We start from the raw sequence: 15,628 nt of genomic DNA, 5'->3' as shown, positions 1-15,628 counted from the left end.
GTAATGCCTTGATTTTGCATATGCTGGATACTCAAGCAGGCTCAAAATGCCCGCGGAACTGTCGAACTTCGGGGGCCTGCATCCGGTCCTGGGCGCGCTGCGTCTCAACCTGACCTTTCGCCGCGCCGGAATCTGAAAGGGGGGCCTCTGCCCCCCTTGCCCTATTTCCAGATCGGCGCGTGGCGATTCACGTCCTTGTAAAGCAGGTAGCGGAAATTCCCCGGACCGCCGGCATAGCAGCATTGCGGGCAGAAGGCGCGCAGCCACATGAAATCGCCCGGGCCGACCTCGACCCAGTCGCGGTTCAGGCGATAGACCGCCTTGCCCTCGATCACGAACAGCCCGTGCTCCATGACATGGGTTTCCGCAAAGGGGATCGAGCCGCCCGGCTTGAAGGTCACGATGGTGATATGCATGTCGTGGCGCATATCGTTCGGGTCCATGAAGCGGGTGGTGGCCCAGCTGTCATTGGTGTCGGGCATCGGGATCGGCGCGATGTCGCGATCACTGGCGATGATCACCTCGGGCTTGTCCAGCCCCTCGACCGCCTGCCAGCGCTTGCGCCACCAGTGAAACCGCGAGGTATCGGCGCCGTTCCTGACCTTCCAGGGCGTGCCGGCGGGGATATAGGCAAAGCCGCCCGGGGTCAGTTCATGCGTCTTGCCGTCGATCGTCAGGCTGATCGCGCCATCGGTGACGAAGATTGCCGATTGCACGCCGGCGTCATCCTCGGGCCGTTCCGATCCGCCCTGGGGTTCCAGCTCGACGATATACTGGCTGAAGGTTTCGGCGAAACCCGACAGCGGGCGGGCGATGATCCACATGCGCATGCCGCTCCAGCCCGGAAGGAAGCTGGTCACGATGTCGCGCATCGTGCTGGCCGGGATCACGGCATAGGATTCGGTGAAGGTGGCGGTGTCGGTCGTCAGGTCGGTCTGCGGCGGCAGGCCGGCAAAGGGCCCGGCATAGGTCGCGGTCATGGCTCGTCTCCATTGGCCGGGAATGCCGGCGCATTCGGGTGGACCCTGCCCGCGGCGGGCAGGGCGCGGCAAATCGGGGGGTCAGCCCAGCATGTGCTGCAGGCGCAACTCGCCGATGCGGCTGACCTGGCGTTCGGCCTCGGCGCGTTCGGTTGGCGTGTCGTTTTCCAGCCGGCGCTGCATGTGGGCCATGATCGAGGGCTTGTCGTGGTCGCGCACCGCGATGATGAAGGGGAAGCGGTGCTTTTCGACATAGGCGGTGTTCAGCCGGTCAAAGCTGGTGCGTTCCGCGTCGGTCAGGCTGTCGAGACCGGCGCTGGCCTGTTCCAGCGTGCTGTCGGCGGTCAGGCGTTTCGCCGCGGCCAGCTTGCCCGCCAGGTCCGGGTGCGCCAGCAGCACGCCCAGGCGTTCCTCGTCCGAGGCCGAGCGGAAGATCTGGGCCATGCGCGCGGCAAGGCCGCCGGGCGTGTCGTGGATCGGCCCCATCTCGCCGTCCCAGACGCGCTCGGCGATCCAGGGCGAATGTTCATAGACGCTGCCGAATTTCGCCACGAATTCCTCGCGGCCCATCTGGGACGGACGCTCGCGTGCCTGCCAGGGATGGGTTTTCGCCCAGTGGCGCGCGATGTCGAGACGGGTCGCGAACCACACGCCCTGATGGCTGCGGGCATGATCCAGAAAGCGCTTGATCGCCATGGCGCGGCCGGGGCGGCCGGCCAGGCGGCAATGCAGCCCGATCGACATCATCTTGGGCGCGCCGGCCTCGCCCTCGGCGTAAAGCATGTCGAAACTGTCGCGCAGATAGTCGAAGAACTCGACCCCGGTGCCGAAACCCTGGCCCGAGGAAAAGCGCATGTCGTTGGCGTCCATCGTATAGGGCACCATCAGCTGCGGCTTGCCGTTGTGGACATGCCAATAGGGCAGGTCGTCGCCAATGCTGTCGGCGAGATATTCGAAGCCGCCTTCCTCGCAGCCCAGCGCCACGGTGTTCATCGAGGTGCGGCCCTGGTAGAATCCGCGCGGACGCTCGCCGGTGACGCGGGTGTGCAGATCGACGGCGCGGGCGATGTGCTCGGCCTCCAGTTCGCGCGGGGCGTCCTTGTATTCGATCCATTTCAGCCCGTGGGTGGCGATTTCCCAGCCGGCGCCTTGCATGGCGGCGACCTGTTCGGGGGCGCGCTCAAGCGCGGTGGCGACGCCGTAGACGGTGATCGGCACGTCTTTCAGCAACCGGTGCAACCGCCAGAAGCCGGCGCGCGCGCCGTAGTCATAGATCGATTCCATGTTCCAGTGCCGCTTGCCCGGCCAGGGCTGGCAGCCGATGATCTCGGACAGGAAGGCTTCCGAGGCGGCGTCGCCGTGCTCGATGCTGTTCTCGCCGCCTTCCTCATAGTTCATGACGATCTGGACGGCGATCCTGGCCCCGTTCGGCCAGCGCGGGTGCGGCGTCTTCTCGCCATATCCGATCATGTCGCGGCTGTATCGCATCGCTTGCGTCCTTCTGCTTCGTTCCGGCTATCTAGGAAACACCATCCGGGCGGGCATCAGGCAAGGTGACATCTTTTATAAACAGACGCAATTAATCCTTGATAATCGTCAATTCCAAACAGCATCTTGAAACTGTTACGCTAAGTCCGGGCTATGTGCGACGTTTTGTCCGCCCTAGTGTGACGGCTGCGGCGGTCTCGCCGCCAATGGGAGGGAAAATGCTAGACAAGCACTTCGGCCTCACGGCCCATGGCTCCAACGCAAGAACAGAGGTGATCGCGGGAATCACCACTTTCCTGACGATGGCCTACATCATCTTCGTCAACCCCGAGATCCTGTCATCCACCGGCATGGACCGCAACGCGGTCTTTGTCGCCACCTGCCTGGCCGCGGCGATCGGCTCGGCGATCATGGGGCTCTGGGCGAACTGGCCGATCGGCATGGCGCCTGGCATGGGCCTGAACGCCTTCTTCGCCTTTACCGTGGTCGGCACGCTGGGCTTTACCTGGCAGCAGGCGCTGGGGGCGGTGTTCATCTCGGGCGTGGTGTTCCTGATCCTGTCGGCGACCGGCATCCGGCGCTGGCTGATCGCGGGCATCCCCAGTTCGATGCGCAGCGCCATCGCCGCCGGTATCGGCATGTTCCTGGGCCTGATCGCGCTGAAGAATTCGGGCATCGTGGTGGACAATCCCGCGACCCTGGTGGGCTTGGGCGATCTGACGCAGACCGGGACGCTGCTGGCGATCCTTGGATTTTTCATCATCGCGGCGCTCGACGCGCTGAAGGTGCCGGGTTCGATCCTGATCGGCATCCTTGTGGTCACGGTGGTGTCGATCGCTGTCGGTGCCAGCAGCTTTGGCGGCATCATGGACACGCCGCCCTCGATCGCGCCGACCTTCATGCAGCTTGACATCGCCGGCGCATTGGGGATCGGCATCTTTCACGTCATCCTGGTCATGGTGCTGGTCGAGGTCTTTGACGCCACCGGCACGCTGATCGGCGTCGCCAAGCGGGCCGGCCTGCTGACCGAGGGGCCGCAGCACACCAACCCGGGCCTTGGCCGTGCGCTGATGGCGGATTCGACCGCGATCCTCGCCGGCTCGCTTCTGGGGACCAGCTCGACCACCGCCTATGTCGAAAGCGCCTCGGGCGTGCAGGCGGGCGGGCGCACCGGCCTGACCGCACTGGTCATTTCGGCGCTGTTCCTGGCGGCGATGTTCTTTGCGCCGCTGGCGGGCTCGGTCCCGGCCTATGCGACCGCGCCGGCGCTGCTTTACGTCGCCTGCCTGATGGTGCGCGAATTCGAGGAAATCAGTTGGGGCGATGTCACCGAAAGCGCGCCGGCGGTGCTGACCGCGCTGATGATGCCCTTTACCTATTCGATCGCCAACGGCCTTGCCTTCGGCTTTGTCAGCTATGCCGCGATCAAGCTGCTGACCGGGCGCGCGCGCGAGGTCCATGCCGCGACCTGGCTGGTCGCCGCGCTGTTCGTGATCCGCTTCGCCTTCTTCGCCGAGTGAAGCCCCCGCGACCGGAAACGCAAGGCCCGCCCCCCGGGGCGGGCCTTTTTCGGTCGGCGCGTCTTGCCGCGGCCGCGGTTTTCGCCCAAGACTGGCGCAAGGGGATGGGGGGCAGGGGATGGCAGCCGCGGGCATGCAGGATTGCGCCAGATCGTCGAGGGTCCTGTCGCAGGAGGAACGCGACTGGACGCATCAGGCCATCGACATCCTCGAGGCCGACGGCCGGCGCTCGGCCGATACGCATATGGTGAAGCCGGATTTCCCGGGCCTGCGCGGTATCGCGGTCTATCTCAAGGATGAAAGCACGCATCCGACCGGCAGCCTCAAGCACCGGCTGGCGCGCTCGCTGTTTCTTTACGGCATCTGCAACGGGCTGATCCGCAAGGGCACCGTGCTGGTCGAGGCCTCCTCGGGCTCGACCGCGGTTTCGGAGGCCTATTTCGCCCGACTGCTGGGCCTGCCCTTTACCGCGGTGATGCCGCGCACGACCAGCGCGCAAAAGATCGAGGCCATCGCGCGCTTTGGCGGGCGCTGCCATTTCGTCGACAGGCCGGGCGAGATCTATGCCGTGGCGCAGCGCCTGGCCGACGAGGCGGGGGGCTATTACCTCGACCAGTTCACCCATGCCGAGCGCGCCACCGACTGGCGCGGCAACAACAATATCGCCGACAGTATCTTCCGGCAGATGTCGGGAGAGCCGGCGCCGGTGCCGGAATGGGTGGTGATGAGCGCCGGCACCGGCGGCACCTCGGCCACCATCGGGCGCTTCATCCGCTATCGCAACCTGGCGACCCGGCTTTGCGTGGTCGATGTCGAGGGCTCGGCCTTTTATGACGCCTGGCAGAGCGGCGACATGACCACTACCGCCGCCGGATCGCGCATCGAGGGCATCGGCCGGCCGCGGGTCGAGCCGTCCTTCATTCCCGGCGTCATCGACCAGATGATCCGCATCCCGGACGCGGCCTCGATCGCCGCGGCGCATGTGCTGTCCGAGCGGCTGTTCCGCCGGGTCGGCGGCTCGACCGGGACGAATTTCATGGGGCTGCTCTGCCTTGCCTCGCAGATGATGGCCTGCGGCATCAAGGGCGCGCTGGTGACGCTGATCTGCGACAGCGGCGACCGCTATTCCGGCACCTATTTCGACGACGCCTGGCTGGCCGGGCAGGGCATCGAGATCGGCGACTGGCGCCGGCGCATAGAGCTGTTCCTGGACCGGGGCGAGGGGCGGCTGCTGTAGCGATCTATAGCGCCGGCAGCGTCGCCAGGGTCTTGCGCGGCAGCCCCGCGCGCACGAGGCGATAGGAATGGCGGATGCGATGCGCCAGCTCGTCCGGGGCCGCGTCCAGGGGCAGCGCCACCCAGCTGCGGTGCAGATAAGGGGCGCGATCGGCGACGCCGGTCTCGATCAGGAATTCGGCCGTCTCGGCGCTGTCGGTCTTGACCGAGACATGCGTGCCGGCGGCGCCGGTCACCGCAAAGGTCTTGCCGCCCACCTTCCAGCAGTCATGGCCGCCGCCCCAGGGGTCGGACCACTCGGCCCCCGGCTGCTTCGCGCAGATTTCATTGACGAGTTCGCGGCTCATGGCGCAAGTTTCTCATCCTCTCTTGGCAGAGGCAAGACAATGCATTAAGCCGGCCGCATGAAGGTGATAACCGCCACCATCCGCTGCATTACTGCCGGCTGAACAATCAGGCGGGCGGCTCACGGTGACCTGATGACGCCCGCAAAGGGGAAGTCATGGTCGAGATCAGGCTGACGAATACGAAGACGCGCCGAAAAGAGCTGTTCCAGCCCATCGACGCGGGCAATGTGCGGCTGTATCTGTGCGGCCCGACGGTCTATGACCGCGCGCATCTGGGCAATGCGCGCCCGGTGGTAGTGATCGACGTGCTGGCGCGGCTGCTGCGCCATGTCCATGGCGCGGATCACGTCACCTATGTGCGCAACTTCACCGATGTGGATGACAAGATCAACGCCGCCGCCCTGGCCCGGCGCGAGGAGGGCGCCCCCGGCACGCTGGAGGAACTGATCCGCCAGCGCACCGAGGAAACCATCGGTTGGTATCACGCCGACATGGACGCGCTTGGCGCCGCGCGCCCTGACCATGAGCCCCGGGCCACCGATTTCATCGCCCAGATGATCGCCATGATCGAGGCGCTGATCGACGGCGGCCATGCCTATGCGCGCGAGGGCCATGTGCTGTTTCGCGTGCGCAGCTACAAGGATTACGGTCGGCTTTCGGGCCGTTCGGTCGATGACATGATCGCGGGCGCGCGGGTCGAGGTTGCGCCCTTCAAGGAAGACCCGATGGATTTCGTGCTGTGGAAGCCCTCGGACGCGGAACTGCCGGGCTGGGACAGCCCCTGGGGCCGCGGCCGCCCGGGCTGGCATATCGAATGCTCGGCCATGTCGCATGAGCTGCTGGGCGAAAGCTTTGACATCCACGCCGGCGGCATCGATCTGCAATTCCCCCATCACGAGAACGAGATCGCGCAAAGCCGCTGCGCGCATCCGCATGGCGAGTTCGCCCGCGTCTGGCTGCATAATGAAATGCTGCAGGTCGAGGGCAGGAAGATGTCCAAGTCGCTGGGCAATTTCTTCACCGTCCGCGACCTGCTGGATCAGGGCATCCCCGGCGAGGTGATCCGCTTTGTGCTGCTCTCCACGCATTACCGCAAGCCGATGGACTGGACATCGGAGAAGGCGCGCGAGGCCGAGGCCACCTTGCGCAAGTGGCGCGGCCTGGTCGCAGGGATCGACCCTGCGCCCAGCCCGGCACCCGCCGTCACCGCCGCTTTGGCGGATGACCTCAATACCGCGGGTGCGATTGCGGCGCTGCACGAACTGGCCGGGCAGGGCGATGCCGTCGGGCTGCTGGCCGGCGCGCACTTGCTGGGGCTGCTCAGCGACGATCTGGGCGGCTGGATTGAGACCGGACCGGACCTTTCGGCACTGACCCAGCGCCTGACCGCGCTGCGGCTAGAGGCCAGGGCCCGCAAGGATTTCTCGGCTGTGGATGCGCTGAAAACCGCATTGTTGGCGGCGGGGGTCGAGGTGCGCATGTCGGCCGCAGGCGTCGAGCTGATCGCCGGCCCAGGTTTCGATGCAGCCAAGCTTGAGGCGCTGTGATGCAGCGCCTTTACCTTTACGATACCACCTTGCGCGACGGGCAGCAGACGCAGGGCGTGCAATTCTCGGCCGCCGAGAAGGCAGAGATCGCGCTGATGCTGGACCGGCTGGGCGTCGATCACATCGAAGGCGGCTGGCCCGGCGCGAACCCGACCGACAGCGATTTCTTTGCCGCCGCCCCCAAGACCCGCGCCACGATGACCGCATTCGGCATGACCCGGCGGGCAGGGCGCTCGGCCGAGAATGACGATGTGCTGGCGGCGGTGATGAACGCCGGCACGCGCGCCGTCTGCCTGGTCGGCAAGACGCATCCCTTTCATGTCCGCGAGGCGCTGGGGGCAAGCCTTGCGGAAAACCTTGAAAGCATCCGCGCCTCGGTTGCGCATCTGGTCGCGCAGGGCCGCGAGGCGCTGTTCGATGCCGAGCATTTCTTCGATGGCTATGGCGACGATCCGGACTATGCGCTAGCCTGCCTGAAGGCGGCGCTGGGGGCCGGCGCCCGCTGGGTCGTCCTGTGCGACACCAACGGCGGCACGCTGCCGGCGCGCGTGGGGGAAATCACCTGCGCGGTGATCGCGGGCGGCATTCCCGGCGACCATCTGGGCATCCATTGCCATGACGATACCGGCAATGCCGTCGCCTGCACCCTGGCCGCCGTCGATGCCGGCGCGCGCCAGATCCAGGGCACGCTGAACGGGCTGGGCGAGCGTTGCGGCAATGCCAGCCTGACGACGCTGATCCCGACGCTGCTGCTGAAAGAGCCCTATCGCTCGCAGCTGCAGACCGGCATCTCGGCCGAGGGGCTGGCGGGGCTGACGCGGATCTCGCGCCGGCTGGACGAGATCCTGAACCGCGCCCCGCTGCGCGCCGCGCCCTATGTCGGCAGTTCCGCCTTTGCCCACAAGGCCGGGCTGCACGCCAGCGCCATCCTGAAGAACCCCGCGACCTATGAGCATGTCGCCCCGGGACTGATCGGCAATGAACGCGTCATCCCGATGTCCAACCAGGCCGGGCAGTCGAACCTGCGCGCGCGCCTGGCCGAGGCCGGCATCGAGGTGCGCCGCGACGATCCGGCGCTGGCGCGCATCCTCGATCTGGTCAAGACGCGCGAGGATGCGGGCTATGCCTATGACGGCGCCCAGGCCAGTTTCGAGCTGCTGGCGCGCATGGAACTGGGCCGCATGCAGGATTTCTTTGGCGTCGAGCGCTATCGCGTCACCGTCGAGCGCCGCCGCAACGCACTTGGCCGGCGCATCTCGGTCTCCGAGGCGGTGGTGGTGGTCGAGATCGGCGGCGAGCGCATGCTTTCGGTCAGCGAAAGCCTGGATGACGAAGGCCACGACCGCGGCCCGGTGAACGCGCTGTGGCGGGCGCTGGCCAAGGACCTCGGCCCCTATCAGTCGGCGATCGACGACATGCATCTGGTCGATTTCCGCGTGCGCATCACCGGCAGCGGCACCGAGGCTGCCACCCGCGTCATCATCGACAGCGCCGACGGGCAGGGCCATGGCTGGTCAACGGTGGGCGTCTCGCCCAATATCGTCGATGCCAGTTTCGAGGCCCTGGTCGATGCGATCCGCTGGAAGCTGCTGCGCGACGGCGTGGTGCCGGCATGAGCCTTGATGACTGCGCGGGCGTGCTGCGCGAACACGACCCCGACCGTTTCGGCATCTGCCTGCTGGCGCCCGCCGCGGCGCGGCCGCGGCTGGTGACGCTTTACGCCCTGAACCTTGAACTGGCGCGCGCGCCCCTCGCCACGGCAGAGCCGCTGCTGGCCGAGATGCGCCTGCAATGGTGGGTCGAGCAGCTCGACGACATCGCCGCCGGCAAACCGCAGTTGCATGAACTGCTGGCGCCTTTGGCCGCGGCCTGGGGCGCGCGCGCCGGCGCCTTCACGGCCCTGGCCGAGGCGCGCCGCCGTGACACCGCGCGCGAGCCCCATGACGGGCCCGAGGCGGTGGCGACCTATGTGCGGGCGACTGCGGTGCCGCTGGCGCTGTTCGCCGCCGAGGCCCTCGACGGGCCGAAGGCGGCGATGCCCGCCGTCGCCGCCCAGGCCGAGGGCGTCGGGCTGGCAAGCTGGCTTGCGGCACTGCCGGTGCTGCAGGGGCTTGGCCTCGGGCTGTGGGACCCGGCACCCGCCGCCCTGGCCGAAATCGCCGCGCTTGCGCGACGGCAACTCGTTGCCGCCCGGTCGCTGCGCCGCGAGGTGCCGCGCAGCCTGGCACCGGCGCTGTTCGCCGGCGCTGCGATCCGGCCGGTACTGGCCGCTGCCCCGCAGGGCCTTGAGGCGTTGGCCAGCGCCACCCCGTCCGAATTCCGCCGCCGCCTTGCCCTGGGCGCCTTTGCGCTGACGCATCGCTGGTGCGTCGCCGCGTGACCCCAGGCCAGAGGCAATGCCCCCATGGCCAGGGGATGGCGCCGCAACCGCCCGAAGTTGCCGAGGCGGTTTCGGCGCGACTTTTCAGGCCGCTCCTGCGCCGGCGATGGCGGCGGCACGGGCGCGATCATATTCGTCCTTGGGAACCGGTGTCGCGCCGGATTGGCCGAGGTCGTTCATGTGCAGCCGGTAGGTCTCGCGCGCCGACCATGCGGCGATGGCCGCGATCACGGTGATGCCAAAGGTGATACCGCCGATGATCAGCGGGATATTTTCCGTGCCCGGCGGGGCGACGGTGGCAAAGAGCGCCGGCAGCAGGGCCGTGATGGTGGTGCCGGTGTTCTGCGCGATCGCCATCGAGGTGACGCGCGTCCGGGTCGGGAACAGCTCGGGGTAGAAGCTGGGGAACACGGCGTTGTAGCCCTGATAGACGATGCCCCACATCAAGAGCGACATGACCACGGCAAGCGGCATCGAGTGGATCGAGATCGCATAGAGATAGCCAAAGCTCAGCAGCCCCGAGGCCAGCGCGCCCACGATCACCGGCGGGCGCCGGCCGATCTTGTCCGAAAGATTGCCGACAAAGGGGATGACAAAAACCGCGACGATGTTGCCCAGCACCGGAATCCACAGATAGACATCGACGTGAAAGCCGATGCCATAGGCGGCCTGCACCGCATAGACGGCGCCAAATACGGTGGTGACCACCGGGATTGTGTTCATCAGCGCCATGCAGACGACGCGAAGCATATCGGGCAGGTTGTTGCGGAAGGCATCGACGATGGGCGAGACCGGCTTGACGTGCTCGTCCTCCTCCTGGCGGAAGGCGGGGGTCTCATCGACCTCGCGGCGGATGATGAAGCCGGCGATGATCACGAAGATCGAAAGCAGGAACGGGATGCGCCAGCCCCAGCTGGCAAAGGCCGATTCCGGCATGTAATGCGCCAGCGGCAGGAAGATGGCGGCGGCAAGGATCTGCCCCGCCTGCACGCCTTGCAAGGTGAAACTGGCGAAATAGCCGCGGCGACCGAAGGGCGCATGTTCGAGCACCATGGAACTCGCCCCCGAGATCTCGCCGGCGACGGCGAAACCCTGCACCAGGCGCAGGATGACCAGAAGGATCGGCGCGAGGATGCCGATCTGGGCATAGGTTGGCAGCAGCCCGACCGCGACGGTCGAGAAACCCATCAGGAACATGCACAGCAAAAGCACGTTCTTGCGCCCGTAGGTGTCGCCCCAATGGCCAAGCACGAAGGCGCCGATCGGCCGCGCGACATAGCCCACGCCATAGGTGGCCAGCGAGGCGACGATCGCCACGCGCGGGTTCTCGGACGGGAAGAACATCTGCGGAAAGATCAGCGAAGCCGCGGTCGCGTAGATGAAGAAATCGTAATATTCAAGGGCCGAGCCGATCCAGGCGCTGGCCGCGGCCTTGCTTGACTGGTGTTTGCGGGGTGGCTCGTGTTCGCTCAGTGTTGTCATGGCGACATGTCCCGAGATATGGCAGAATGCCGGTGACGCCCCGAAGGGCTGCCTCTGCGATCACCGGCATTCGTCCAGCTGATACCTGAGCCGGTAGCCGAACATTGCGCTTTCGTGCCAGAATTGCAACGGCGATCTGCGTCGGGCGGGGCCGTGCATCCTGGCCGGCAACAGAGCAGGAGGATCCCGCCAGACCCCGCGTGACTGCCATGCGAGTTACGATTCCAGACGCAATGGGCCGGCCGCGCCGCAGGTCAGGACCGGAGCCCAGCCCGCGGCCGGCTCCTGACGGCAATGTTCGCTCGGGAACCGGCAGGTTGCCGGGCGAGTGCCCGACAGAGCGTCGGACTTGTGACTGAAAGCGCCTCGGCCAGGTCGCTGGTCACATGATCACCGGCGTCATGCCTGCGGCGAAGCTTCTCTTGCTGACGCTCGGACAGCTTGGGCCTTTTGCGGCGCAGCTTGCCCCCGGCACGCGACCGCCATGCCCTCGCGGGCGCGCGGGCGGATCAGATCCGCCTTGAGAACTGCGAAGATGGCGACACTGGTCAAGAACATCTTGGATCGTGGGTGCTGACGCCGGATTACGATCTGACCAAGGCAGCGCTTGGACCGTGCATCATGGCATGACCTGCGGCACCACGGCGCGCAGGATCACCTTCTCCGACGCCCATGGGGCGGAGCGATGGCGTTTCAACTCCTGGCCAACCCTGCCGTCGTCAGTTTCTCGCGGATGGCCTCCAGTGGCAACTTTGCCTTGAACGCGGTCGCGTGGCATTTCCGTTCCATCATGCAGGCCAGCCACTAACCCAGTCAACGAAGCCGAGCGACGGCTCCACATTCCTTTGCTCCCTCCCTCCAGGCAATCGAGCACCTCGGGCCTTGCACTCTCAATGGCCTGCTCTGTCACGGCGACCTTTCCGGGCCGGGCGGGCGCGATATCAACACCGGCATCTTGATCCTCTGCGCGGCTTCGGGGATAAGGCTGACAGGCAAGAACAAGGGATCCCGCCATGCGCGTTCGTATCTACAAGCCCGCCCGCAATGCGATGCAGTCCGGCGTCGCGCGCAGCAAGGACTGGCTGCTGGTCTTTCCCGCCGCCGACACGCGCGAGATCGACCCGCTGATGGGCTGGACCGGCAGCGACGACACGCAAAGCCAGGTGCGCCTGCGCTTTCAGACCCGCAAGCAGGCCGAGGACTATGCCCGCGAGAACGGGCTGGAATATGACGTGCAGGAACCCCAGGCCCGCGCCGCCAACGTCCGCCCCCGCGGCTATGGCGAGAACTTTACCCCCGACCGTCGCGGGCAGTGGACGCACTGATTTTTGTTATTCGGGCCATAGTTGCTGCCAACTGGGGCAAAGTTTGTCCGGTTCGGGGCAAAGGTTTTGCAAATAGTTGATTTTCCATGGCCGCCCGATGGGCGGTCATTCCGTTTTCTGGGCAAGCCGGATTTTCTCTGACGCTCGCTGACAGTGAGCGCCAGTGAGCGCCAGTGATGCCGAGTGCATCACCTTGGCTGTGAGGTCGCGTGATCTGCGATGAGGGGCGCGACTACGACGCATCACCTGATTTCGACCCCCATCATGCCGCATCGTCGTGCTAGCGCCGCCAGCCTCTGAGTTCGTCCAGTCGGATATGGCTGCGAGTAGCCAATTGCTCAGCGTGCTGCCCGAGGGCATCCTGCTGCCGGGGTTGGTGGCCATCCGGCTGGTGTCATCGTTCAAGGTATGGCGGCGCCGCTGATGTCAGGTCGCGGCAGCGAGGTTTACCCGTTTCATCAGCGCCGCGGCGCTTTCCTTGCGCTCGGAATAGCGGTCGACAAGATATTCCACCCGGTCGCGGGTTAGCAGGGTGAATTTCATCAACTCCTCCATCACGTCGACGATCCGGTCGTAAAGCGGCGAGGGGCGCATCCTGCCGGTCTCGTCGAATTCCTGAAACGCCTTGGGTTCGAGGATTGGTTGGGAATGGTCACAAGCCGCATCCAGCGACCCAGAACCCGCATCTGATTGACGGCATTGAAGCTTTGCGAGCCGCCCGAGACCTGCATCACCGCCAGCGTCTTGCCCTGTGTCGGGCGCACCGCCCCTTCGGAAAGCGGGATCCAGTCGATCTGAGTCTTCATCAGCCCGGTCATTGCGCCATGGCGCTCGGGGCTGGACCAGACCATGCCCTCGGACCAGGCGACCAGATCGCGCAGCTCGCGGACCTTGGGATGGTTCGCATCCGCGCCGTCATCAACCAGCGGTAATCCCGAGGGGTTATAAAAGCGCACCTCGGCCCCGAGCCGGGTCAGGATACGCCCGGCCTCTTCGGCGGAAAGCCGCGAGAAGCTGCGCTCGCGCAGCGAGCCGTAAAGCATCAGGATGCGCGGCGGATGCGATGCCGTTGCCGAAGCAAACAGCTTTTCCCGGGCGATGCCGGGAAAGAGCGTGTCGTCGATATTCGGGGTGTCATGCTTGGACATGGGATTTCCTATTCTTCCGATCAGGCCGGAAAGCGGTCGCGGGTGCGATTGGCGATGGCGACCAGCGACAGCATCACCGGCACCTCGACCAGCACGCCGACCACCGTGGCCAAAGCCGCGCCCGATTGAAGGCCGAACAGTCCAATGGCGACGGCCACCGCAAGCTCGAAGAAATTCGAGGTGCCGATCAGTGCGCAGGGGGCCGCGATCCGATGCGGCAGCCGCCAGGCCCAGGCCCAGGTATAGCCAAGCGCGAAGATGCCATAAGACTGGATCAGGATCGGCACTGCGATCAACGCGATCAACATGGGCTGCGTCAGGATCACCTGACCCTGGAAGCCGAACAGAAGCACCACCGTCAGCAACAGGCCCGCGATCGAGGCTGGCTTGATCCGCGCGGTAAAAGTCTCGACTGCCGTTACACCGCTGCGGGCAATCAGCGCGCACCGCGTCAGCCAGCCCGCGATCAGCGGAATGACGATATAAAGGGCGACGGACAGGGCCAGCGTTTCCCAGGGCACCGAGATCTCGGTCACGCCCAGCAGCAAGGCCACAATCGGCGCGAAGGCCAGGATCATCACCAGATCGTTCACCGAGACCTGCACCAGTGTGTAATTCGGATCGCCCCTGGTCAACTGCGACCAGACAAAGACCATGGCAGTGCAGGGCGCCGCACCCAGCAGGATCAGGCCCGCGACATACTCTGGCACCTTGTCCGGATCGATCAGCCCGGCGAAGATGTAGTGGAAAAACAGGACCGCCAGCGCTGCCATGGTGAAAGGTTTGATCAGCCAGTTGATCACCAGCGTGATGACCAGCCCCTTTGGCTGTTGGCCCACGGCTTTGAGAGAGCGAAAATCGATCGTGATCATCATTGGATAGACCATCGCCCAGATCAGAGCCGCGACGACCAGATTGACCGAGGCATATTCCAGCCCGGCCAATGCACCGAACAATCCGGGCAGGGTATTGCCGAGGACGAACCCGGCAAGAATGCAAAGGGCGACCCACAGGGTCAGCCAGCGTTCGAAGAGCCCCATGAGACTACCTTTTTGCGGGGATGCAGCAGGCGCTTTCCTTGGGTGAGGTAAACGTCGTGATCAGGCTGGCGAGCGGTTCGAATGCGGCGGGGTTCAGCGCGTAACAGACCCTCGGACCGGAGATTTCGCCGGTGATGAGCCCTGCGGCCTTCAGGATGCGCAGATGTTCAGAGACGGTGGATTGGGCAAGGCCGATGGCCCCGACGATATCGCCACCAATGCAGTCGGGCGTGTCTGCAAGCAGGCGCAGGATGCGCAGACGTGCCGGATGGCCAAGAGCCTTGGCGACATCGACGATCTGGGAATCCGGGGTTGGTTCGGTCGCGGTCGTCATGGCTTTCATATCGTTAATCGACGATTGGCGATATATTAAGGGCGATCCGGCGCGTCAACCCTGGCGAAACCGATTGCCTGATAGCAATCCCCGCTACTAAGCGGCGGTCGCGCCGGAAATTGACAATTCCAGCGGAGTGAAACGCGCAGGTTTGCAATCAAACAGGCGCATCGCGGATCTGAGCGAGCTTTTCCTCTTCTGGGACATTCTGCGCCAGGCGGGACAACTTGGAGACCGAGATCGGTCTTTGCCCATTCGATTGCACGGCGCCGGCGTTGCTCCAGGCTAGCGTGCCCGGACCATTGAAGACCACGCGCATTGGGCCACCTTTCGGGCGATGAAGGACCAAAAGGTGATCCGGCTCATGCCGGATGGCGACGCTCTTGCCTTGGGTGAGCTTGATCTCGACGTTTCTGTCGTCCGGCGCCTTTGGGTCGTGACCCAAGGTTGAGGCCGGGTTCAGGTCCAAGTCGAACATATAGGCTGCGACGACCTCGCCCACGCTGCCGACCAGATGCCCGTCCAGCGTGAACTTGCGACCGGGGAACAGGCGTTCGAGACCATCGGCAGCGGTATAGAGGTCGTCGAGGTGGCGGGCGACCACCGACCAGTCGACCTCCTCGTTCATTCCGCCGCCTGCATCGCGGCTGCTTCGATGGGGTTGAGCGCCTCGTGGAGCAGGGCTTCGAGAAGGCGGGCGCGGGTGGTGTCGGTGCTGGCCAGAGCGGGCTGGCGATAGAACGACGCGCGCGAGATCGAGACCAGTTCGCACTGGCGGCGGATCGAGAGCCGTTCGTGATC

Annotated in this window: 13 protein-coding genes and 1 pseudogene; 6 read left to right on the top strand and 8 right to left on the bottom strand. The window is 65.5% G+C overall.

Annotated elements, in window-relative coordinates; genetic code table 11:
* Positions 1 to 161 precede the first annotated feature (161 nt).
* Positions 162 to 980, bottom strand: a complete 819-nt coding sequence (locus WMK75_RS15690) for a bifunctional allantoicase/(S)-ureidoglycine aminohydrolase (RefSeq protein WP_347268551.1) — start codon at positions 978 to 980, stop codon at positions 162 to 164.
* A gap of 81 nt (positions 981 to 1,061) precedes the next feature.
* The gene (gene puuE, locus WMK75_RS15685; protein ID WP_347268550.1) at positions 1,062 to 2,468 is read right to left on the bottom strand and encodes an allantoinase PuuE; all 1,407 of its coding nucleotides are present in this window, start codon (positions 2,466 to 2,468) and stop codon (positions 1,062 to 1,064) included.
* Positions 2,469 to 2,686: 218 nt separating this feature from the next.
* Between puuE and WMK75_RS15680 the strand changes: the two genes are divergently transcribed.
* Both WMK75_RS15680 and WMK75_RS15675 read left to right on the top strand, forming a co-directional pair.
* Positions 2,687 to 3,988, top strand: coding sequence for an NCS2 family permease (locus tag WMK75_RS15680; protein WP_347268549.1), 1,302 nt, complete (start codon positions 2,687 to 2,689; stop codon positions 3,986 to 3,988).
* 118 nt (positions 3,989 to 4,106) lie between these two features.
* The gene (locus WMK75_RS15675; protein WP_347268548.1) at positions 4,107 to 5,225 is read left to right on the top strand and encodes a PLP-dependent cysteine synthase family protein; all 1,119 of its coding nucleotides are present in this window, start codon (positions 4,107 to 4,109) and stop codon (positions 5,223 to 5,225) included.
* A gap of 4 nt (positions 5,226 to 5,229) precedes the next feature.
* On the opposite strand, the gene WMK75_RS15670 is transcribed toward WMK75_RS15675, so the two are convergent.
* Positions 5,230 to 5,571, bottom strand: coding sequence for an MmcQ/YjbR family DNA-binding protein (locus WMK75_RS15670; RefSeq protein ID WP_347268547.1), 342 nt, complete (start codon positions 5,569 to 5,571; stop codon positions 5,230 to 5,232).
* Positions 5,572 to 5,726: 155 nt separating this feature from the next.
* On the opposite strand from WMK75_RS15670, the gene cysS reads away from it, so the two are divergent.
* Genes cysS through WMK75_RS15655 form a run of 3 tightly spaced genes read left to right on the top strand, consistent with a single transcriptional unit; the run spans position 5,727 to position 9,498 of the window.
* Positions 5,727 to 7,118 carry a cysteine--tRNA ligase gene (gene cysS / locus WMK75_RS15665; protein WP_347268546.1) on the top strand — a complete coding sequence of 464 codons (1,392 nt, stop codon included), beginning with the start codon at positions 5,727 to 5,729 and terminating at the stop codon, positions 7,116 to 7,118.
* A complete protein-coding gene (gene cimA, locus WMK75_RS15660) occupies positions 7,118 to 8,734 on the top strand; it encodes a citramalate synthase (RefSeq protein ID WP_347268545.1) in 1,617 nt (538 codons plus the stop codon). Before cysS ends, cimA begins: the two co-directional genes overlap by 1 nt.
* Positions 8,731 to 9,498, top strand: coding sequence for a squalene/phytoene synthase family protein (locus tag WMK75_RS15655; RefSeq protein WP_347268544.1), 768 nt, complete (start codon positions 8,731 to 8,733; stop codon positions 9,496 to 9,498). Before cimA ends, WMK75_RS15655 begins: the two co-directional genes overlap by 4 nt.
* 84 nt (positions 9,499 to 9,582) lie before the next feature.
* Here WMK75_RS15655 and WMK75_RS15650 read toward each other — a convergent pair whose 3' ends face one another.
* The gene (locus tag WMK75_RS15650; protein WP_347268543.1) at positions 9,583 to 10,980 is read right to left on the bottom strand and encodes an MFS transporter; all 1,398 of its coding nucleotides are present in this window, start codon (positions 10,978 to 10,980) and stop codon (positions 9,583 to 9,585) included.
* A 1,013-nt stretch (positions 10,981 to 11,993) separates the two neighbouring features.
* On the opposite strand from WMK75_RS15650, the gene WMK75_RS15645 reads away from it, so the two are divergent.
* Positions 11,994 to 12,305 (top strand): ETC complex I subunit, encoded by a 312-nt coding sequence (locus tag WMK75_RS15645; protein ID WP_347268542.1) that lies wholly within the window; start codon positions 11,994 to 11,996, stop codon positions 12,303 to 12,305.
* A 426-nt stretch (positions 12,306 to 12,731) separates the two neighbouring features.
* Here WMK75_RS15645 and arsH read toward each other — a convergent pair.
* The 4 genes and pseudogenes from arsH to WMK75_RS15625 form a co-directional block, all read right to left on the bottom strand.
* Positions 12,732 to 13,453, bottom strand: a pseudogene (arsH, locus tag WMK75_RS15640) (arsenical resistance protein ArsH).
* A 20-nt stretch (positions 13,454 to 13,473) separates the two neighbouring features.
* Positions 13,474 to 14,493 (bottom strand): ACR3 family arsenite efflux transporter, encoded by a 1,020-nt coding sequence (gene arsB / locus WMK75_RS15635; protein WP_347268541.1) that lies wholly within the window; start codon positions 14,491 to 14,493, stop codon positions 13,474 to 13,476.
* Between the two features lie 4 nt (positions 14,494 to 14,497).
* Positions 14,498 to 14,827: a metalloregulator ArsR/SmtB family transcription factor gene (locus tag WMK75_RS15630; protein WP_347268540.1), complete on the bottom strand. Its 330-nt coding sequence runs from the start codon at positions 14,825 to 14,827 to the stop codon at positions 14,498 to 14,500.
* A 157-nt stretch (positions 14,828 to 14,984) separates the two neighbouring features.
* A complete protein-coding gene (locus WMK75_RS15625) occupies positions 14,985 to 15,455 on the bottom strand; it encodes a hypothetical protein (protein ID WP_347268539.1) in 471 nt (156 codons plus the stop codon).
* Positions 15,456 to 15,628: the final 173 nt, after the last annotated feature.

The sequence above is a fragment of the Paracoccus sp. (in: a-proteobacteria) genome, assembly GCF_039808215.1.
Classification (GTDB): domain Bacteria; phylum Pseudomonadota; class Alphaproteobacteria; order Rhodobacterales; family Rhodobacteraceae; genus Paracoccus.
The sequence above is the reverse complement of the archived record's forward strand: the minus strand, read 5'-3'. Positions and strand labels throughout refer to the sequence as shown.

Bases quoted from the DNA above. Each gene is read 5' to 3' on its own strand.
- WMK75_RS15690 (WP_347268551.1), bottom strand. From the start codon at position 980: ATGACCGCGACCTATGCCGGGCCCTTTGCCGGCCTGCCGCCGCAGACC.
- puuE (WP_347268550.1), bottom strand. From the start codon at position 2,468: ATGCGATACAGCCGCGACATGATCGGATATGGCGAGAAGACGCCGCAC.
- WMK75_RS15680 (WP_347268549.1), top strand. From the start codon at position 2,687: ATGCTAGACAAGCACTTCGGCCTCACGGCCCATGGCTCCAACGCAAGA.
- WMK75_RS15675 (WP_347268548.1), top strand. From the start codon at position 4,107: ATGGCAGCCGCGGGCATGCAGGATTGCGCCAGATCGTCGAGGGTCCTG.
- WMK75_RS15670 (WP_347268547.1), bottom strand. From the start codon at position 5,571: ATGAGCCGCGAACTCGTCAATGAAATCTGCGCGAAGCAGCCGGGGGCC.
- cysS (WP_347268546.1), top strand. From the start codon at position 5,727: ATGGTCGAGATCAGGCTGACGAATACGAAGACGCGCCGAAAAGAGCTG.
- cimA (WP_347268545.1), top strand. From the start codon at position 7,118: ATGCAGCGCCTTTACCTTTACGATACCACCTTGCGCGACGGGCAGCAG.
- WMK75_RS15655 (WP_347268544.1), top strand. From the start codon at position 8,731: ATGAGCCTTGATGACTGCGCGGGCGTGCTGCGCGAACACGACCCCGAC.
- WMK75_RS15650 (WP_347268543.1), bottom strand. From the start codon at position 10,980: ATGACAACACTGAGCGAACACGAGCCACCCCGCAAACACCAGTCAAGC.
- WMK75_RS15645 (WP_347268542.1), top strand. From the start codon at position 11,994: ATGCGCGTTCGTATCTACAAGCCCGCCCGCAATGCGATGCAGTCCGGC.
- arsB (WP_347268541.1), bottom strand. From the start codon at position 14,493: ATGGGGCTCTTCGAACGCTGGCTGACCCTGTGGGTCGCCCTTTGCATT.
- WMK75_RS15630 (WP_347268540.1), bottom strand. From the start codon at position 14,827: ATGACGACCGCGACCGAACCAACCCCGGATTCCCAGATCGTCGATGTC.
- WMK75_RS15625 (WP_347268539.1), bottom strand. From the start codon at position 15,455: ATGAACGAGGAGGTCGACTGGTCGGTGGTCGCCCGCCACCTCGACGAC.